General features: G+C 76.1%; 18 protein-coding genes. 12 read left to right on the forward strand and 6 right to left on the reverse strand.

Features of this window, described 5'->3' with window-relative positions:
- The 3 genes from ACGF5T_RS18370 to ACGF5T_RS18380 all read right to left on the reverse strand — a co-directional run bounded on the left by ACGF5T_RS18370 (position 1) and on the right by ACGF5T_RS18380 (position 2,201).
- Positions 1-867, reverse strand: a complete 867-nt coding sequence (locus ACGF5T_RS18370; protein ID WP_366766406.1) for an endonuclease/exonuclease/phosphatase family protein — start codon at positions 865-867, stop codon at positions 1-3.
- Between the two features lie 85 nt (positions 868-952).
- Positions 953-1,396, reverse strand: a complete 444-nt coding sequence (locus ACGF5T_RS18375) for an SRPBCC family protein (RefSeq protein ID WP_366766405.1) — start codon at positions 1,394-1,396, stop codon at positions 953-955.
- 46 nt (positions 1,397-1,442) lie between these two features.
- Entirely contained in the window at positions 1,443-2,201 is a 759-nt protein-coding gene (locus ACGF5T_RS18380) for a polysaccharide deacetylase family protein (RefSeq protein ID WP_366766425.1), read from the reverse strand.
- Positions 2,202-2,363: 162 nt separating this feature from the next.
- On the opposite strand from ACGF5T_RS18380, the gene ACGF5T_RS18385 reads away from it, so the two are divergent.
- The 12 genes from ACGF5T_RS18385 to ACGF5T_RS18440 all read left to right on the forward strand — a co-directional run bounded on the left by ACGF5T_RS18385 (position 2,364) and on the right by ACGF5T_RS18440 (position 14,824).
- Complete coding sequence (locus ACGF5T_RS18385; protein ID WP_356607295.1) at positions 2,364-3,356, forward strand: UDP-glucuronic acid decarboxylase family protein; 993 nt, start codon at positions 2,364-2,366, stop codon at positions 3,354-3,356.
- Between the two features lie 201 nt (positions 3,357-3,557).
- Positions 3,558-5,192, forward strand: a complete 1,635-nt coding sequence (locus tag ACGF5T_RS18390; RefSeq protein ID WP_366766404.1) for a carbamoyltransferase C-terminal domain-containing protein — start codon at positions 3,558-3,560, stop codon at positions 5,190-5,192.
- On the forward strand, positions 5,189-6,223 hold the full coding sequence (locus ACGF5T_RS18395) for a glycosyltransferase (protein WP_366766403.1): 1,035 nt from the start codon (positions 5,189-5,191) through the stop codon (positions 6,221-6,223). The genes ACGF5T_RS18390 and ACGF5T_RS18395 overlap by 4 nt, the downstream gene beginning before the upstream one ends.
- Positions 6,220-6,840, forward strand: coding sequence for an HAD family hydrolase (locus ACGF5T_RS18400; RefSeq protein WP_361009545.1), 621 nt, complete (start codon positions 6,220-6,222; stop codon positions 6,838-6,840). Before ACGF5T_RS18395 ends, ACGF5T_RS18400 begins: the two co-directional genes overlap by 4 nt.
- Positions 6,837-7,826 carry a glycosyltransferase family 9 protein gene (locus ACGF5T_RS18405; RefSeq protein WP_356607287.1) on the forward strand — a complete coding sequence of 330 codons (990 nt, stop codon included), beginning with the start codon at positions 6,837-6,839 and terminating at the stop codon, positions 7,824-7,826. Before ACGF5T_RS18400 ends, ACGF5T_RS18405 begins: the two co-directional genes overlap by 4 nt.
- Positions 7,823-8,773, forward strand: a complete 951-nt coding sequence (locus ACGF5T_RS18410) for a glycosyltransferase (RefSeq protein ID WP_356607285.1) — start codon at positions 7,823-7,825, stop codon at positions 8,771-8,773. Before ACGF5T_RS18405 ends, ACGF5T_RS18410 begins: the two co-directional genes overlap by 4 nt.
- Positions 8,770-9,987: a glycosyltransferase family 1 protein gene (locus tag ACGF5T_RS18415; protein WP_366766402.1), complete on the forward strand. Its 1,218-nt coding sequence runs from the start codon at positions 8,770-8,772 to the stop codon at positions 9,985-9,987. The genes ACGF5T_RS18410 and ACGF5T_RS18415 overlap by 4 nt, the downstream gene beginning before the upstream one ends.
- Positions 9,987-10,586 (forward strand): SIS domain-containing protein, encoded by a 600-nt coding sequence (locus ACGF5T_RS18420; protein ID WP_361009554.1) that lies wholly within the window; start codon positions 9,987-9,989, stop codon positions 10,584-10,586. The genes ACGF5T_RS18415 and ACGF5T_RS18420 overlap by 1 nt, the downstream gene beginning before the upstream one ends.
- An 8-nt stretch (positions 10,587-10,594) precedes the next feature.
- Positions 10,595-11,965 (forward strand): D-glycero-beta-D-manno-heptose 1-phosphate adenylyltransferase, encoded by a 1,371-nt coding sequence (gene rfaE2, locus ACGF5T_RS18425; RefSeq protein ID WP_356607280.1) that lies wholly within the window; start codon positions 10,595-10,597, stop codon positions 11,963-11,965.
- Complete coding sequence (locus tag ACGF5T_RS18430) at positions 11,962-12,945, forward strand: glycosyltransferase family 9 protein (protein WP_366766401.1); 984 nt, start codon at positions 11,962-11,964, stop codon at positions 12,943-12,945. Before rfaE2 ends, ACGF5T_RS18430 begins: the two co-directional genes overlap by 4 nt.
- Positions 12,942-13,931, forward strand: a complete 990-nt coding sequence (locus tag ACGF5T_RS18435; RefSeq protein ID WP_356607276.1) for a glycosyltransferase — start codon at positions 12,942-12,944, stop codon at positions 13,929-13,931. The genes ACGF5T_RS18430 and ACGF5T_RS18435 overlap by 4 nt, the downstream gene beginning before the upstream one ends.
- Positions 13,928-14,824 carry a glycosyltransferase gene (locus ACGF5T_RS18440; protein WP_366766400.1) on the forward strand — a complete coding sequence of 299 codons (897 nt, stop codon included), beginning with the start codon at positions 13,928-13,930 and terminating at the stop codon, positions 14,822-14,824. The genes ACGF5T_RS18435 and ACGF5T_RS18440 overlap by 4 nt, the downstream gene beginning before the upstream one ends.
- Before the next feature lie 57 nt (positions 14,825-14,881).
- Here the strand turns inward: ACGF5T_RS18440 and ACGF5T_RS18445 are convergent, their stop codons facing one another.
- The 3 genes from ACGF5T_RS18445 to ACGF5T_RS18455 form a co-directional block, all read right to left on the reverse strand.
- Complete coding sequence (locus ACGF5T_RS18445; protein WP_366766399.1) at positions 14,882-15,772, reverse strand: polysaccharide pyruvyl transferase family protein; 891 nt, start codon at positions 15,770-15,772, stop codon at positions 14,882-14,884.
- Positions 15,773-15,848: 76 nt separating this feature from the next.
- On the reverse strand, positions 15,849-17,276 hold the full coding sequence (locus tag ACGF5T_RS18450; protein ID WP_366766398.1) for a hypothetical protein: 1,428 nt from the start codon (positions 17,274-17,276) through the stop codon (positions 15,849-15,851).
- Positions 17,273-17,644, reverse strand: a complete 372-nt coding sequence (locus ACGF5T_RS18455) for a hypothetical protein (RefSeq protein ID WP_361009572.1) — start codon at positions 17,642-17,644, stop codon at positions 17,273-17,275. The genes ACGF5T_RS18450 and ACGF5T_RS18455 overlap by 4 nt, the downstream gene beginning before the upstream one ends.
- Positions 17,645-17,772 lie beyond the last annotated feature (128 nt).

A 17,772-nucleotide genomic window follows, 5' to 3' on the forward strand; every position in this document is an offset into this window, starting at 1 on the left:
TCACCTCGACCTCGTGAGTGACACGTCCGCCACCACCGGCCGGTGGTCCGAGGCCTCGGCCTCGTCCGGCACGGACGCGCCGCGCACCCGCACGCCCTCGCCCACCGCCACGTAGTCGATGCGCTTCACGGGGGCCGCGGCCGGATACGTGCCGCCGGTGCGCGGACCGGCGTCGCGCAGGTCCGCCCAGAGCGGCTGGAGTTCGGGTGCCGAGGGCTCGGCGTTGAAGTCGCCGAGCAGGATTTGGCGTGCCCGCGGCAGCGCCGCCCGCTCCCGGGCCATGATGCGGCGGGTGTCGGCCACCTGTGCCTCCCGGACCGCCGGGTCCGGCCGGTAGTCGAGGTGCGTCACGAAGACCTGCACCGGCACTCCCCGCACCTTGAGCGTCACCTCGCCGAACCCGGGCGCGGGGGCCGGTACCGGATTCTCGTCCTGCGTGGACAGGCGCGTGATCTCGTGGTTCGCCTCCGAACGGACCGGGAAGCGGGAGAGGACGGCCACGCCGTACTCGCGCCGCGGGCCCCCGGCCTCCACCGGGTCGAGGCTGTAGATCGGCGCGAACGACACCCGCATCCCGAGCCGCCGCGCCAACTCGCCCGCGACGTCGAGTTCCTGGCTGCGCGCGCCCCAGTGCACGTCGACCTCCTGGAGGCCGATCACGTCCGCGTCGAGCGCGCGCAGCGCGGCCACCTGCCGGTCCAGGTCGAAGACGCCGTCCGATCCGATCCCGGCGTGGATGTTGTACGTGGCGACGCGCAGCGGGACCGACGGGCCCTGCACGGCGGAGGCGGGCGGCGCCGCCAGAGCCACCGTCAACAGGGCGCCGGTGAGGGACAGTTGCACGAGGACGTGCGAGCGGGGAGACATGCCGGCACGGTACGCGGGAAAGGCCGGTGGCGTGGCGCGTGGCGCGAACTCGTCCGCGAGCCGTCCCCCGTCCGCAACCGGTGGTTCACGGGTGGCGCAGGAGGTGGTTGACGGCGCGGCCGAAGACGTACCGGCCCGACCTGCCGAGGACGCCGTCGAAGAGGGAGGGCAGCGGGCGGACGCTCAGCTCCTCGCGCCACACGACGCGGGCCCGGCCTCCGGGGCCCGGGCGGACCTCGATCTCGGCCCAGCCCCGGACCAGCCGGCCGCGCTTCTCCAGTCGGCACAGGCCGGGGGTGTCGTCCTCCAGCGGGGGCTGCCAGACCGTCACCTCCATGCGGTCGTCGAAGGCGAGCGGACCGGTGCCGGTACGGGCCACGATCACCGTGCCCGCGCGGGTGGGCCCGGGCGTGGCGACGGTGACCCGGGTGAGCGGCACGATGTCGCCGTGCCGCTGCCAGGTGGTGAGCCGGCGCCATGCCTCGGCCGGCGGGAGCGGGGCGGTACGTTCGAGCGAGAAGGTGACCACGTCACGATCGTAGGGAACCGACCCCGAGGACACCTCGCAACAGGCCCTAGCGGTACACCTTGCCCGGTTCGGCCTTCCCGGGCGCCAGCAGCTGGGGCACCGTCACGAAGACGTAGCCCCGGGCCTTGAGCGCGTCGATGATGCCGGGCACGGCGGGGACGGTGCCGTCGTAGAGGTCGTGGAGCAGGATGATGCCGTCCCGGGACGACTGGTCGAGGACGCGTTCGGTGATCAGGTCGGAGTCGTCGGTCTGGTAGTCCTTGGCGGTCACGCTCCACAGCACCTCCGCCAGCCCCAGCTCCCGGCAGATCTCGTGCACCGTGTTGTTCGTGCGGCCCTGCGGAGGGCGCATCAGGGTCGGGCGCTGCCCGGTCAGGCGCTCTATCTCCCTGTTGGGGCGCTCCAGCTCCTCGCGTATCTCGTCCGGTTCGGCGTCCGTGAGGATCTGGTGCGTCCAGGTGTGGCTGGCCACCTCGTGGCCCTCGTCGGCCATGCGTCTGACCAGCTCGGGATAGGTGTCGATGTGCCGTCTGCCGAGCAGGAAGAAGGTCGCCGGGACCTGTTTCTCCTTGAGGATGTCGAGGAGCCGCGCGGAGTGCTCGCTGGGTCCGGCGTCGAAGGTCAGCGCGATGCACTTGACGCGCCCGCAGTCGACCGTGCCGAACTCGGCCCGTGCCTGGGCGCCCGCCGCGCTCCGGACGGAGCTGGGGGAGGTCGTCTCCAGTTTCGTGCAGCCGCTCAGCGCGAGGGAGGCGGCGGCCGCGAGAGCCGCGACCGCACGCAACCCGGTCCCCGTTTTCGGCATCTTCTTGGTCAGCTTCTTGGTCAGCGAAGGCATGCGGGGAATATACATAGCGTGTATAGACGGGGTTCATAGTGCCCCCTCGAATGGCAGTTCGGGGTAGTGGGGGCGTGCGCAGGGTTACTCAGCCGACACGCAAGTGACGGTGAGAGCGAGGAGAGACCCGTGAGCGAGACCCCCGTGGGCGGCAGCCCCGTGAGCAGACGTGTCTGGCGCCGGGCCCTGGTGACCGGCGGTGCCGGATTCGTGGGCTCCCACCTGTGCGGCCGGCTGCTCGGCACCGGCGCCGACGTCGTGTGCCTCGACAACCTGGCCACCGGTTCGCGCACCAATGTCGCCGACCTCGAACGGCACCGCGGCTTCCGCTTCGTCCACGCCGACGCCACCGACCCGGCGGCCCTGCGCGGCCTGCCCGGGCGCTTCGACCTGGTCCTGCACTTCGCCTGTCCCGCCTCGCCCGCCGACTACCTCCGGCTGCCCCTGGAGACGCTCGACGTCGGCAGCACCGGCACCCGCAACGCCCTGGAGCGGGCCCGCGCCGACGGCGCCCGCTTCCTGCTCGCCTCCACCTCCGAGGTCTACGGCGACCCGCTGGAGCACCCGCAGCGCGAGACGTACTGGGGCAACGTCAACCCGATCGGCCCGCGCAGCGTCTACGACGAGTCCAAGCGCTTCGCCGAGGCCCTGGTCACCGCCCACCGCCAGGTGCACGGCACCGACGCCGCCATCGTCCGCATCTTCAACACCTACGGCCCCCGCATGCGCACCGGTGACGGCCGCGCCGTCCCGACCTTCATCGCTCAGGCGCTGGACGGCATGCCGCTCACCGTCGCCGGCGACGGTGGCCAGACCCGCTCCCTGTGCTACGTCGACGACACCGTCGAGGGCGTCCTGGCCCTCGCCGCGTCCGGGGAGACCGGGCCGATGAACATCGGCGGCGCGGACGAGATCACCATGCTGGAACTGGCCCGCCGGGTCGTCGAGCTCACCGGCTCCGGCTCCCGCATCCGCTTCGTCGACCGCCCCGTCGACGACCCGGGCCGACGCAAACCGGACACCACCCTGGCGCGGGAGCGGCTCGGATGGCGGCCGCGGGTCGGGTGGAGCGAGGGGCTGGAGCGGACCATCGGCTGGTTCGCGCACTCCGTCGCCGCCTAGGCCCACGGGGGCGGTGGGCCGGCGGGGCGGCGGGCCGGCGGGGCGGCGGGAACGGCGGGAGGGGGCACTGCCGCGCTCACGTTCGGTGATTTGTCCGTTCTTTTCCTGAATTGAGCTGACTTCAAGTGTTTGAGCCTGGTGCGTGGCGGCACCCGCGACGCCAGACGAACCCCAGCAGTCCCCCGGGACGGAGCAAGCCCCATGCGCATCCTCGGTATCAACGCCCTGTTCCACGACCCGGCCGCCGCCCTCGTCGTCGACGGCCGCACCGTCGCGGCCGCCGAGGAAGAGCGCTTCAGCCGCCGCAAGCACGGCAAGCGCCCGGTGCCCTTCTCCGCGTGGGAGGTGCCGGAGCTGTCGGCGCGGTGGTGCCTGGAACACGCCGGGGTACGGGCCGAGGAGCTGGACGCCGTCGCCTACTCCTTCGACCCGAAACTGGCCCGGCCCGCCCGTGACATGGGCCTGGACGACCCCTGGGACCCGCTCCGCCTGGAGTACGCCCGCCGGGCGCCCGAGTTCCTCGCCGAGGCACTGCCCGGGCTCGACCCCGACCAGGTCGTCTTCGTCCCGCACCACGTGGCGCACGCCGCTTCCGCCGGACCGGCCTCGCCCCACGCCGACAACGACGTCCTCGTCCTCGACGGGCGCGGCGAGTCCGCCTCCCACCTGGCCGGCCGCTACCGCGACGGCAAGCTCGACACCCTCGCCGCCCAGGCCCTCCCGCACTCGCTGGGCCTGGTCTACGAGGAACTGACCGAGCACCTCGGCTTCCTGCGCAGCAGCGACGAGTACAAGGTGATGGCTCTCGCCTCCTACGGCACCCCCCGCCACCTCGACCGCCTGCGCGAGCACGTGCACGCCACCGGCGACGGCGGCTTCCGCGCCCACGGCGTCGACTGGGCGGCCCTCGCCCCGGCCCGCGCCAAGGACGAGGACTGGACGCGGGACCACGCCGACCTCGCCGCGAGCACCCAGGCCGCAGTGGAGGAACTGCTCCTCGAACTCGTCCACTGGCTGCACCGCGAGGGCCAGGGAGAGGCCCTCACCATGGCGGGCGGCGTCGCCCTCAACTGCGTCGCCAACGCGAAGATCGCCGCCCGCGGCCCGTACCGGCACGTGTGGGTGCAACCCGCCGCCGGCGACGCGGGCACGGCCCTCGGCGCCGCCCTGCACGTGGCCGCCCAGACCGCCGTCCCCGAACCCATGCCCGGCGCCGACCTGGGCCGCGGCTGGAGCGACGAGGAGATCCGCGCCTGGCTGGAGACGGCCGCGATCCCGTACGAGGAACCCGACGACATCGCCGAGACGGTCGCCGAGGAACTCGCCCGCGACGGCGTCGTCGCCTGGTTCCAGGGCCGCAGCGAGTTCGGGCCGCGCGCCCTCGGGCACCGCTCCCTGCTGGCGCACCCGGGCCGCGCGGAGAACCTGGAGCGGCTCAACCACGTCAAGGGCCGCGAGGAGTTCCGGCCGGTGGCGCCCATGGTGCTGGCCGACCGCGCCGCCGACCTCTTCACCGGCCCGATCCCCAGCCCGTACATGCTCTTCGTGCACGAGGTCGCCCCCGCGTGGCGCGACCGCATCCCGGCCGTCGTCCACGTCGATGGAACCGCCCGCATCCAGACCGTCGAGGAGCGCCGCGAGCCCCTCGTCGCCCGGATGCTCAGCGCCTTCGAACGGCGCACCGGGCTGCCCGTCGTCGTCAACACCAGCCTCAACACCGCCGGCCGGCCCATGGTCGACGACCCGCGCGACGCGCTGGAGTGCTTCGGCTCCGCACCCGTGGACCTGCTGGCCATCGGCCCGTTCGCGGTGCGCCGGGGGAGGGCGTTCGCATGACCGGCACACCCGCGGCCGGCGCGTCCCTGACCGGCTACGCCGTCGTCGTCCCCACCCTCGTACGCCACACGCTGGCCGACTGCCTGGCCGCGCTGGCCGCCGCGCACGGGCCCGGCCCCGACGAGATCGTCCTCGTCGACGACCGGCCCGCGCCCGACGCCGACCCGGCCGACCTGGAGCACCCGCTGACCGTCCTCGGCGACCTGCGCGAACGCACGGTGGTGCTGCGCAGCGGGGGCCGGGGACCCGCCGCCGCCCGCAACACCGGCATCCGCGCGGTCACCGCGCCCTGGACCGCCTTCCTCGACGACGACGTCCAGGTCGGCCCGCACTGGCGCGACCAGCTGATGCAGGACCTCGCCGAGGCCCCGCCCGACACGGGCGCGGTGCAGGGCGTGATCGCCGTTCCGCTGCCCGGCGAGCGCCCGCCCACCGACTGGGAGCGCGGCACCGCCGGCCTCGCGCGGGCCCAGTGGATCACCGCCGACATGGCCTACCGCACCGACGTGCTCAAAGAGGTCCACGGCTTCGACGAACGCTTCACCCGCGCCTTCCGTGAGGACGCCGACCTCGCGCTGCGCGTCCTCGACGCGGGCTGGCGCATCCGGCGGGGCCGCCGCACCACCCGCCACCCCGTGCGCCCCGCCTCCCGCTGGGTCTCCCTGAAACAGCAGCGGGGCAACGCCGACGACGCCCTGATGCGGCGGCTGCACGGCCCCGAGTGGTGGGCCAAGGCGGTGGCGCCCAGGGGGCGGATCAGGCGCCACGCGGCGATCACGGCGGCCGGGGCCGTCGCCGTCGCCCTCGCCGCCGTCGGCCGCCCCCGGGCCGCCGCGTTCGCCGGCCTGGGCTGGGCCGCGGGCACCGCCGAGTTCGCCTGGGCGCGGATCTCCCCGGGCCCCCGCACCCGCCAGGAGGTCACCACCATGCTGGTCACCAGCGCGCTCATCCCACCCGCCGCGACCTGGCACCGGCTGAGCGGACTGTGGCGGCACCGCTCCGCCCCCGCCTGGCGGGAGGTGGCCGCATGAGCCCCGTCCAGGCCGTGCTCTTCGACCGCGACGGCACCCTCGTCCACGACGTCCCCTACAACGGCGACCCCGAACGGGTCCGGCCCGTCGACGGCGCCCGCGAGGCGGTCGCGCTGCTGCGCGCCCACGGCATCCGCGTCGGCGTCGTCACCAACCAGTCCGGCGTCGCCCGCGGCCTGATCAGCGAGACCGACGTCCGCCACGTCAACCGGCGGATCGACGACCTCGTCGGCCCCTTCGACGTCTGGGCGATCTGCCCGCACGGCCCCGACGACGGCTGCCGCTGCCGCAAGCCGCAGCCCGGCCTGGTCCTCCACGCGGCGGACCGCCTCCGCGCCGCCCCCGCCGACTGCGTCGTCATCGGCGACATCGGCGCCGACACCGAGGCCGCCGCACGGGCGGGCGCCCACGGCATCCTCGTCCCCAACGGCCGGACCCGCCCCGAGGAGACCGCCGCCGCGCCCCACGTCGCCCCCGACCTGCTCACCGCCGTACGAGCACTGCTCGACGCCCCGCCCCCGGTCCGCACCCCGGCGGACGCCGGGAGCGGTGCCCCCGCCGGGGCCACGGCGTCCCGGCGGCGCCCCGTCGCCGACACCCGCCGGAGGACGCGATGAAGGCGCTCGTCACCCGGCTGGACAGCTTCGGCGACGTGCTGCTCGCCGGGCCCGCCGTACGGGCCGTGGCCGCGCGGGCCGACCACGTCACCCTGCTGTGCGGCTCGCGCGGCGCACCCGCCGCCCGGCTGCTGCCCGGCGTGGACGAGGTCCTGGTGTGGGACGCCCCCTGGGGCGGGTTCCGGCCGCCCGACGTCAGCCGCGAGGACGTCGACGCGCTCGTGGAGCGCATCGACGCCGACACCGCGCTGGTCCTCACCTCCTTCCACCAGTCCCCGTTGCCCACCGCCCTGGTGCTGCGCCTCGCCGGCGTCCGGCACATCGCCGCGGACAGCGTCGACTACCCCGGCTCGCTGCTCGACCTGCGCCACCGGCGCGCCCCGCACGCTCACGAGGTGGAGGCGGCGCTCGACCTCGCCGAGGCCGCCGGCTTCCCCCGGCCCGACGACGGACGGCTGCGGGTGCACGCGCCGCCCCGCACCGACGACCTCACCGGGCCCGGCCCCTACGTCGTCCTCCACCCGGGCGCCAGCGTCCCCGCCCGTGCCTGGAGCCCGGACCGCGCCGCCGAGGCCGTACGCGAACTGGCCGCCGCCGGGCACCGGGTGCTCGTCACCGGCGGCCCCGACGAGCGCGACCTCACCGCCCATGTCGCGGGCCGGCACGGCACCGACCTCGGCGGCCGCACCGAGGCCCCGGAGCTGTCCGGCGTCCTCGCGGGCGCGCGCGTCGTCGTCACCGGCAACACGGCGCCCGCCCACCTCGCCGCCGCCGTCGGCACCCCGGTCGTGTCCCTGTTCGCGCCGGTCGTACCGGCGGAGCGCTGGCGGCCGTACGGAGTCCCGTACCTCCTGCTCGGCGACCAGGACGCGCCCTGCGCCGACAGCAGGGCCCGGGACTGCCCCGTCCCCGGCCACCCCTGCCTGAACACCGTCACGGCGACCGACGTGGCCGCCGCCGTCGAGAAACTCCTGGGGGAGGCATGAGGATCCTCATCTGGCACGTGCACGGGTCGTGGACCACGGCCTTCGTGCAGGGCCCGCACACCTACCTCGTCCCCGTCACCCCGGACCGCGGACCCGACGGCCTCGGCCGCGCCCGCACCTGGGACTGGCCCGACTCCGTGATCGAAGTGGAGCCGGAGCGGCTGCGGGACGAGCACGTCGACCTCGTGATCCTCCAGCGGCCGCACGAACTCGCCCTGGTCGACCGGTGGCTCGGCCGCCGCCCCCCGCTCGTCTACCTGGAGCACAACGCCCCCGACGGGAACGTGCCCGACACCCGCCACCCCGCCGCGGACCTCCCCGGCACCACCCTCGTCCACGTCACCCACTTCAACCGGCTGATGTGGGACGCGGGACCCGCCGAGACGGCCGTCGTCGAACACGGCATCATCGACCCCGGCCACCGCTGGACCGGCGAACTGGAACGCGCCGCCGTCGTCGTCAACGAACCCGTCCGGCGCGGGCGCACGACCGGCACGGACCTGCTCCCCGAGTTCGCCCGGGCCGCCCCGCTCGACGTGTTCGGCATGCGCACCGAAGGACTCGCCGAGCACCTCGGCCTCGCCCCCGACCGCTGCCGCACCCAGGACGTCCCCCAGGCCGACCTGCACACCGAGCTGGCCCGCCGCCGCGTCTACGTCCACCCCGTCCGCTGGACCTCCCTCGGCCTGTCCCTGCTGGAGGCCATGCACCTGGGCATGCCGGTGGTCGCCCTCGCCACCACCGAGGTGACCGAGGCCGTCCCCCCGGGCGCCGGGGTCGTCTCCCACCGCATCGACGTACTGACCGACGCCGTACGCGGCTTCCTCGCCGACCGGGCGCACGCGCGGACGGTCGGCGAGGAAGCCCGCGCGGCGGCCCTCGCCCACTACGGGCTGTCCCGCTTCCTGGACGACTGGGAGCGGCTGCTGAAGGAGGTGACCCGATGAGGATCGCCATGGTGTCCGAGCACGCGAGCCCCCTCGCCGCGCTCGGCGGCGTCGACGCCGGTGGACAGAACGTCTACGTGGCCCGCCTCACCGAGGAGTTGGCCAAGCGCGGCCACGACGTCACGGTCTACACCCGCCGGGACGCCACCGACCTGCCCGACCGGGTGCCCCTGCCCGGCGGCGCGGTCGTCGAGCACGTGCCCGCCGGACCACCCACGGCCGTCCCCAAGGACGAACTCTTCCCGCACATGCCCGCCTTCGGCGCCCACCTGGCCCGCGCCTGGGCGAGGGAGCGGCCCGACGTGGTGCACGCCCACTTCTGGATGTCCGGCATGGCCGCGCAGATCGGCACCCGCCCGCACGGCATCCCGCTCGTGCAGACCTTCCACGCCCTCGGCACCGTCAAGCGGCGCCACCAGGGTCTGCGGGACACCAGCCCGTACGAGCGCGTCGGCATCGAACGGCAGCTCGGCCGCGCCTGCGAACGGGTCCTGGCCACCTGCACCGACGAGGTCGTCGAACTCGGCGACATGGGCGTACGGCCCCGGCAGATCTCCGTGGTGCCCTGCGGCGTGGACGTCGAGCACTTCCACCCCGCCGCCGACACCGGCCGCACCCCCGAGAGACGCCGGCGCCACCGCCTGCTCGCCTGCGGCCGACTGGTGCCCCGCAAGGGCTACGACCAGGCCGTCCGCGCCCTGGCCCACATCCCCGACACCGAACTCCTGATCGCCGGCGGCCCGCCCGCCGGAGCCCTCGACGCCGACCCGGAGGCCCGGCGCCTGACCGCGCTAGCCCACCGCGCCGGCGTCGCCGACCGGGTCCGGCTGCTCGGCGCCGTCGACCCGGACGACATGCCCGCCCTGCTCCGCAGCACCGACCTGGTGCTCTGCACCCCCCTCTACGAGCCGTTCGGCATCGTGCCGCTGGAGGCGATGGCCTGCGGCGTGCCGGTCCTCGCCACCGACGTCGGCGGCCACCGCGACTCCGTCGCCGACGGCATCACGGGCCGCCTGGTCACCCCGCGGGACCCGGACGCCGTCGCGGAAGCCGCCCGGGAACTCCTCGCCGACGAACGGCTGCGCCGCCAGTACGGCAGGAACGGCCGCGAACGCGTCCTCAGGCACTACACCTGGGCGCGCGTCGCAGACGGCGCGGAACAGGTCTACCGCCTGACCCTCGCCGACCACGCACTGTCGAAGGAGGTGGCGTGATGACCGTTCACCCGCCCGTAGTCGGGCACTGCGACGAACTCCAGGAAGCGCTGGGGGCGTTCCGCGCCTCCGCGCACATCACCGAACGCTGGGGCCGGCGGCTCGCCGCCGTACTCTCCGGCGGCGGCCGGCTGCTGGCCGCCGGCAACGGCGGCAGCGCCGCCCAGGCCCAGCACCTGACCGCCGAGATCGTCGGCCGCTACCGCGACGACCGGCCGCCGTTCTCCGCGATCGCCCTGCACGCCGACACCTCCAGCACCACCGCCATCGCCAACGACTACGGCGTCGACGAGGTGTTCGCCCGCCAGGTCCGCGCCCACGGACGCGAGGGCGACGTCCTGATGCTGCTCTCCACCAGCGGCGCCAGCGCCAACCTGCTCTCCGCCGCGGACGCCGGGCGCGCCGCCGGGGTGCGGGTGTGGGCGCTGACCGGCTGCGAACCCAACCCCCTCATGGCGGGCAGCGACGAGTCCCTGTGCGTGGCCGCCCCCTCGACGGCCACCGTCCAGGAGATCCACCTGGTCGCCGTGCACATGATCTGCGCGGCCTTCGACGCGGCCCTCGAACGGGGCGTGCGCGGCACGGGACGGGGGAGGTGACGGAGCGCATGGCCGACCGGACCCCCCTGGTCGTCGTCGGCGACGCCCTCCTCGACCGCGACCTCACCGGCTCGGCCGACCGGCTCGCCCCCGACGCGCCGGTCCCGGTGGTCTCCGAGTGCGCGGAACGCGTACGGCCCGGGGGAGCGGCCCTCGCCGCGTACCTCGCCGCCCGCGACGGCCGCGAGGTCACGCTGATCACCGGCCTGGGCGACGACCCGGCCGGCCTCGCCCTGCGCGAACTCCTCGAACCCTGGCTGACGCTGGTCCCGCTCCCGCTCACCGGCACGGTGCCCGAGAAGACCCGCGTGCTGGCGCAGGGCAGCCCCGTCGTCCGCCTCGACCGCGGCGGCGGCCGGGTCCACGAGGCCACCGAGGAGGCCCGCGCCGCGCTGCGCGACGCCCGCGCGGTCCTCGTCTCCGACTACGGCCGCGGCGCCGCCGACGCCCTGCGCGACGTACTGGCCGCGCGCCCGCCCCTGGTCTGGGACCCGCACCCGCGCGGGGGCCCACCGGTGCCCGGCACCCGGCTGGTGACACCGGCCGAGAAGGAGGCGCACGGCTTCGCGCCCCGGGACGGCCGGGCGGGCGGAGGGCTGCGCACCGCCGCCCTCGCCGCCGCCGCGCTGGTGCGCGACTGGCGGGTGGCCGCGGTGACGGTGACTTTGGGCTCCCGCGGCGCCCTCCTCTCGTACGGCGAACACCCGCTGTTGGTCCCCGCCCCCGGCGCCCACCACGGCGACGCGTGCGGCGCGGGGGACCGGTTCGCCGCCACCGCCGCCGGACTGCTCGCCGACGGGGCCCTGGTGGGGGAGGCCGTCGAGGGCGCGGTGGGCGCCGCGACGGCGTTCGTCGCCGCGGGCGGGGCCGGCGCCCTGCCCCCGGCCGGCGCCGGCCCGGCGTCCGCCCCGGACACCGACTCCGGCGACCCGCGGGCCCTGACCGCCCGGGTCCGCGCCCAGCACGGCACGGTGGTCGCCGCGGGCGGTTGCTTCGACCTGCTGCACGCCGGCCACGTCGGTCTCCTCCAGGCCGCCCGGCGGCTCGGCGACTGCCTCGTCGTCTGCGTCAACTCCGACGCCTCCGTACGGCGCCGCAAGGGCGACGGGCGCCCCGTCAACCCCCTCGCCGACCGCGTCCGCGTGCTGCGCGCCCTGGCTTGCGTCGACGCCGTCGCCGTCTTCGACGAGGACACCCCCGAACGCCTCCTCGGCGACCTGCGCCCCGACGTCTGGGTCAAGGGCGGCGACTACGCGGGCGCGGACCTCCCCGAGGCCGCGCTCCTCCAGGAGTGGGGCGGCCAGGCGGTCCTCCTGCCCTACCTCGACGGCCGCTCCTCCACGGCCCTGCTGGCCCGGGCGGCGGAGGGGGTCCGATGACCCGGCACCCCCCGGCCGGGGGTGCCCGTCCGCGGCTGCTCGTCCTGCGGGCCCTCGGGCTCGGGGACCTGCTCGCCGGGGTGCCCGCGCTGCGCGCGCTGCGTCGGGCGTATCCGGGGCACGAGCTGGTGCTGGCGGCCCCCGCCGAGCTGGCGCCGCTGGTCGCGGCGACGGGAGCCGTGGACCGGCTGCTGCCCGCCGCCGCACCCGGCCGCGCCGTCCCGCGCACCCTCGACTGGACCGGACCGCCCCCGGACGTCGCCGTCGACCTGCACGGCAACGGACCGCCCAGCCACCGACTCCTGGCGGCGCTGCGCCCGCTGAGGCTGCTGGCGTTCGCGCACCCGCGGACGCCCGAGGTGGACGGACCGCCCTGGTACGCCGACGAGCACGAACGCGACCGCTGGTGCCGTCTGCTGCGGGCCTACGGCATCGACGCCGACCCGGCCGACCTGCGCCTGCCCCGCCCCGGGACGCCGGCCCCCGCCCCCGGCGCCGCGGTCCTGCACCCCGGCGCCGGCGCCCCCTCCCGCTGCTGGCCCGTGGAGCGGTACGCGGCCGTCGCCGAGGCGCTGCGCGCGCGGGGGCACCGGGTCGTCGTGACCGGGGGAGCGGCGGAGGGCGACCTGGTGGCGAGGCTGGCCAAGCTCGCCCGCCTGCCCGACACGGACGTGTTCGGCGGCGGCCTGCCCCTGGACCGGCTCTCCGCCCTGGTCGCCGGAGCCGGCGTCGTCGTCAGCGGCGACACCGGCGTCGCCCACCTCGCCGTCGCCCACGCCACCCCCTCCGTCACCCTCTTCGGCCCGGTCCCGCCCAGCCGCTGGGGCCCGCCCGACCACCCCCGTCACCGCGCCCTGTGGCACCCCGGCCCGGACGGCGACCCGCACGGCCGCGCGACCGACCCCGCGCTGCTGCGCATCCGCGCCGAGGACGTCCTGGCCGCACTCGACACCCCGGGCGTCCTGGAAGAGGCACCATGAACCACGGCACGCCGCACCACGCCCCGCACCAGGCCGTGCCGCACGGACTGCCGGCCACCCGCGAACGGCCCCGCGCCGAGCCCGCCGACCCCTCCGCGGTCGCCCCCGTCGGCATCGTCGTCGCGACCCGCAACCGCCGCGCGAGCCTCGCCGTCACCGTGCGGAACCTGCTCGCCCTGCCCGAGCGGCCCGAGGTCCTCGTCGTCGACAACGCCTCCACCGACGGCACCCGCGCCATGCTGGCCCGCGACTTCCCCCAGGTGCGCGTGGTCTCCCTGCCCTTCAACCGGGGCGCCCTCGCCCGCACCCACGGGGTCCGCGCCCTCGACACCCCGTACGTGGCGTTCAGCGACGACGACTCCTGGTGGGCACCCGGCGCGCTCGGCACCGCGGCCGCCCTCTTCGACGAGCACCCCCGGCTGGGCCTGGTCGCCGCCCGCGTCCTCGTGGGCCCGGCCGAGGACGCGGACCCCCTCAACGACCTGCTCGCCGGGTCCCCCCTCGGCCGCGCCGCCGACCTGCCCGGCACGCAGGTGCTCGGTTTCCTCGCCTGCGCCGCCGTCGCCCGGCGCACCGCCTACCTGGACGCGGGCGGCTACCACCCCCTGCTCTTCTTCGGCGCCGAGGAGACCCTCCTCGCCTACGACCTGGCCTCCCGCGGCTGGGGCGTCACGCACTGCCCCGACGTGACCGCCCATCACCACCCGGACCCCGCTCCCCGCGCCGACCGCCCGGCCGTCGTACGCCGCAACGCCCTGCTCACCGCCTGGCTGCGCCGCCCCCTCCCGCACGCCCTCGCCCGCACCCGCGCCCTCGCGGCCGAGGCACGCCACGACCCGCACGCCCGGCGCGCCCTGCGGGAGACGCTCACCCGCCTGCCCGCCGCCCTGCGCGCCCGCAGACCCCTGCCTGCGCACGTGGAGCGGGCCGCCCGCCTCCTCGACGGACGCGAGGGCGTCGACGGCACCGCCGGAGCGCCCTCATGACCGACGTCCGGACCACCGTCGTCGTCATCACCCACAACCGGCGCCGCGAACTCCTGCGCACCCTCGGCCACCTCGCCGGACTCCCCGAAGCACCGCAGGTGATCGTCACCGACAACGCCTCCACGGACGGCACCGCCTCCGCCGTCGCCCACCACCACCCGCACGTCGCGCTCCTGCGCCCCGGCCGCAACCTGGGCGCCGTCGGCCGCAACCTGGCGGTCCGGCAGGTCCGCACGCCCTACGTGGCCTTCTGCGACGACGACTCCTGGTGGGCGCCCGGCTCCCTGTCCGGGGCCGCCGACCTGCTCGACCGGCACCCGGCGATCGGGGCGGTCACCGCCCGCATCGTCGTCGAGCCGGGCGGCACCGAGGACCCGATCGTCAGGGAGCTGCGCGACTCGCCCGTGCCCCGCCCGGACTGGCTCCCGGGACCGGCCCTCGGGTCCTTCCTGGCCGCCGCGACCGTGCTGCGCACCGACGCCTTCCGGGCCGCGGGCGGCTTCCATCCCCGGCTGTGGCTGGGCGGCGAGGAGGAGCTGCTCGCCGCGGACCTGGCGGCGAACGGCTGGTGGCTGACGTACGCCGACCATCTGACGATCCATCACCACCCCTCCGCGGCGCGGGACTCGACGCTGCGACGGGCGCACGGCATCCGCAACACCCTGTGGTTCACCTGGCTGCGCCGCCCGGCCGGCCCCGCCCTGCGCCGCACCCTCCACCTGGCCCGCACCGTCCCCCGCGACACCGCGTCCCTGCGCGCCTTCGCCGAGGCGACGGCCGCCCTGCCGTGGGTGCTCCGCGAACGCCGGGTGCTGCCGCCGGAGGTCGAGGCCCGCCTGCGCGCCCTGGAACCCGCCCAGCGCGACTCGACGGCCCGCAGCTACACCGGCTGACCGGCACCGACTGACCGGCCCGCTCCAGCGCCCACCGGCCCCTGCGGGGCAGCGGGGTCAGCCGACCGGCCCCCCTCCCAGCGCCGCCACCAGCGCGTCCGCGGTGTCCTCGGCCGCGTCCGCCGACCGGAATCCGGCGCCGATCCGCAGGGCCTCCTCCCGGCCACGGGTCAGGCACCAGTCCCACCAGTGCTCCAGTCCGTCCGCCGTCAGCCGCTCGGCGGGCAGCAGGGCCGGCCAGCCGCAGGCGCGGGCCTGTGCCGTCACCTTCGCGCCCCCCGCGACCGGGTCCACCGCCAGCGCGGGCGTCCCCGCCCGCAGCGCCAGGACCAGGCCGTGCAGCCGGTCGGTCACGACCAGGTCCAGCCGGGCGAGTACGGACTCCAGCTGGGCGGGTGTGCCGCACAGCCGCCAGTCGTGGGCGTCGAGCCGGGTCTCCAGCTCCAGCCGCGCACAGTCCTGGCCCGCCAGCCAGCGCGTCAGCCCCGCGGCGGCCTCGGCATGTCGCCGCCGGTCGCCGTACTCGTGCTGCCCGTGGGTGAGGACCACCCCCACGACCGGCGGGGCGGTCGGCGCGGGCGCGCGGGCCGCGAGGTCCAGGGTCGGCGCGGTGCCGGCGGCGTCCCGGGCGAGCACCTGGTGGAAGCCGGAGGCGGCGGGCGATGCGGGGTCGACGACGGAGACGCCGACCGCGATCCGCACGCAGTGCGCGAACCTGCGGTGCAGCTCCTCGACCTGCCGTCCGTGTACGGGCCCGCACACGAAGACCAGCCGTGTGTACGCGCCGGGGTCCACGTCCGCGAAATGGACGCCCCCGGGCCGGAACCCGGGGCTCCACACGACGTCGTACGCGAGCCCCGCGTCCCGCAGCACCGCCTCCACCCGCCGCAGCGCCAGCACGTCCCCGGCGGTCGCCTCCCCGTGCAGGAAGCTGAACCAGCCGGTCACCAGGATCCTGTCTCGTCCGTGCACAGTGCCCCCGGGTGCCCGCCCCGGGGCCCGGCAACCACCGGAGGCCGGTCGGTCAGCGCCCCACCACCGGCCCGAAGGCCTTGCGCACGTCGGCGGCCGACGGGGTGACGGCCTGCCGCGAGGGCACACTGCCGAAGTACCTGAGGACGCCAGGACAGCTCGAACCGCCGATCTGCACCGTGCGGTCGGCCACCAGCTTCCCGGTGCGCAGCGCGTAGGCTTTCACCCGGACCGCCAGCTTGTTGAAGGCGACGCTGTGGACGCCTCCCTCGTGGCCCCGGTACCGGCACGTCTCGACGACGTCCCCCGCCTCCGTTTCGTCCGCGCAGACCACCAGTGCGGCGTCGGCCGCGTCACCGGCCCGCCACGCCTCGGGCAGCTTGGCCGTGTACTCGGTGTCACCGACGAACAGGGCGCGGTTCGCGCCCTTGCGGGGAGCGGGAGCCCGCGCGTACTTCGCCGGCTTCCGGCAGTACCCCGTGCGCATGCTGTCCGCTTCGGTCACCCGTTGCCTGACCCGGTCCAGGTCGATGGCCAGACCGGCCTTCGTGATCCCCTCGCGGGCGGCCTCAGCGCGGTCGTCGCCGGGGTGCTCGTCGAGCAGCCGCCGGTAGCGGTCCCGCGCGTCCGCCCACTCCTCCTCGGCCATGAGGGCGTCGCCGCACTCCATCAGTGCCCCGGGCGCTATCCGGGCCGCGGTGGCGATGGACGGTCCGTGCAGGGACCTCGGCTCCCTGCCGCGCTCCCGGAGCCAGTCCGCGATCCGTACGGTCAGGCAGCCGTCGTCGGTGGGCAGCCGCCCGAGGAAGTGCCGCAGGGTCGCCTCGACCGTCCGGTCGTTTCCGGGGCCCCGGAGGACCGAGCCGAGCCGCGCGTAGCCGGTCGTCAGCATGTCCAGGTCACCGGTCAGTCCGCCGCTGAGATACCCGGCGGCCGTGTCCAGTCGCTCGCACGTCCCGACCGCCGTGTCGCCCCGCGCGGCCACCGGTGCGGCGGCGAGCCGGTGGCCGAACCCCACCCGGCCCTGGGCGTCCACCACGGCGGCGCAGTCCCCGTCCTCGCGGGCCTCGACGACGGCGTCCTCGATCCCGTGGGCGTCGAACCGCAGCCACCCCGCGCTCGCCAGCACGGGAAGGGCGAGGGCCACTGCCAGCACCCGCTGTCCGCGCCGGGCGCCCGCCGCCGGGTCCCGCCGGGCCAGCCGCCGACCGTGCTCGACGCACACCGCCCACCACAGCAGCAGGAGCAACTCGCACCAGGTCTCGGCCGTCGAGAACGTGAGCCACAGCAGCGAGCCGGTGACCGGCACGGCGGCCCAGAACAGCCCCCGGCGCCCCAGTATCAGGTACCCCGCGCCCAGCAGTGAGGCGTTGCCGACGGCGACGGCGAGCGGATCGGGCTCCCGTGGGGGGCGAGGCGGGGCGGGCGGCGGCCAGTCGGGCCCCGGGTACTCCGGTTCGTGGAACGGCGTCCGGGTCACGTCCCGGCCTCCCCACTGCGGGCACGGACGTACGCGTCGGCGGCCGGCCGGTACAGCAGGACCACACCGGGGACCGCCAGGAGGGCCGCGAACAGCAGGGTGGCCCCGCCGTACAGCTCGTCGTCGAGCGCGAACGGCGTCACCAGCGCCAGCATCAGCGCGGTCAGGCAGGTGACCGTGGTGCGGGCGATACGCCGCCCCCGGCCCGCACGCACGGCGAACCAGAGGCAGGCCGCGCCGAGCAGGACCGCGAGGGACGGCGCCTCGTCCGGATCGACCGCCGTCGAGCCCGCCACGAACGTGCCGAGGATCAGCAGCACCACCGCCAGCGTCACGCTCCGCGGCCGGCGGGTCGCGTCTGCGGTCATCGGATCACCTCTCTCATGTGACTTCCCGGGTGCCTTCCCGGGTGACTTCCTGTCCCGGACCGTGCCGACGGTCGCCGGCACGCGCGCGGCGGGTGCGGGGCGGCGCTACCGTGCCCCGCACGGCGTCC

It is taken from the genome of Streptomyces sp. NPDC047853 (assembly GCF_043204535.1).
Taxonomy (GTDB): domain Bacteria; phylum Actinomycetota; class Actinomycetes; order Streptomycetales; family Streptomycetaceae; genus Streptomyces.

Bases quoted from the DNA above. Each gene is read 5' to 3' on its own strand.
- ACGF5T_RS18410 (WP_356607285.1), top strand. From the start codon at position 7,823: ATGAGGATCCTCATCTGGCACGTGCACGGGTCGTGGACCACGGCCTTC.
- ACGF5T_RS18380 (WP_366766425.1), bottom strand. From the start codon at position 2,201: ATGCCGAAAACGGGGACCGGGTTGCGTGCGGTCGCGGCTCTCGCGGCC.
- ACGF5T_RS18430 (WP_366766401.1), top strand. From the start codon at position 11,962: ATGACCCGGCACCCCCCGGCCGGGGGTGCCCGTCCGCGGCTGCTCGTC.
- ACGF5T_RS18405 (WP_356607287.1), top strand. From the start codon at position 6,837: ATGAAGGCGCTCGTCACCCGGCTGGACAGCTTCGGCGACGTGCTGCTC.
- ACGF5T_RS18420 (WP_361009554.1), top strand. From the start codon at position 9,987: ATGACCGTTCACCCGCCCGTAGTCGGGCACTGCGACGAACTCCAGGAA.
- ACGF5T_RS18415 (WP_366766402.1), top strand. From the start codon at position 8,770: ATGAGGATCGCCATGGTGTCCGAGCACGCGAGCCCCCTCGCCGCGCTC.
- ACGF5T_RS18370 (WP_366766406.1), bottom strand. From the start codon at position 867: ATGTCTCCCCGCTCGCACGTCCTCGTGCAACTGTCCCTCACCGGCGCC.
- ACGF5T_RS18435 (WP_356607276.1), top strand. From the start codon at position 12,942: ATGAACCACGGCACGCCGCACCACGCCCCGCACCAGGCCGTGCCGCAC.
- ACGF5T_RS18390 (WP_366766404.1), top strand. From the start codon at position 3,558: ATGCGCATCCTCGGTATCAACGCCCTGTTCCACGACCCGGCCGCCGCC.
- ACGF5T_RS18395 (WP_366766403.1), top strand. From the start codon at position 5,189: ATGACCGGCACACCCGCGGCCGGCGCGTCCCTGACCGGCTACGCCGTC.
- ACGF5T_RS18455 (WP_361009572.1), bottom strand. From the start codon at position 17,644: ATGACCGCAGACGCGACCCGCCGGCCGCGGAGCGTGACGCTGGCGGTG.
- ACGF5T_RS18440 (WP_366766400.1), top strand. From the start codon at position 13,928: ATGACCGACGTCCGGACCACCGTCGTCGTCATCACCCACAACCGGCGC.
- ACGF5T_RS18400 (WP_361009545.1), top strand. From the start codon at position 6,220: ATGAGCCCCGTCCAGGCCGTGCTCTTCGACCGCGACGGCACCCTCGTC.
- rfaE2 (WP_356607280.1), top strand. From the start codon at position 10,595: ATGGCCGACCGGACCCCCCTGGTCGTCGTCGGCGACGCCCTCCTCGAC.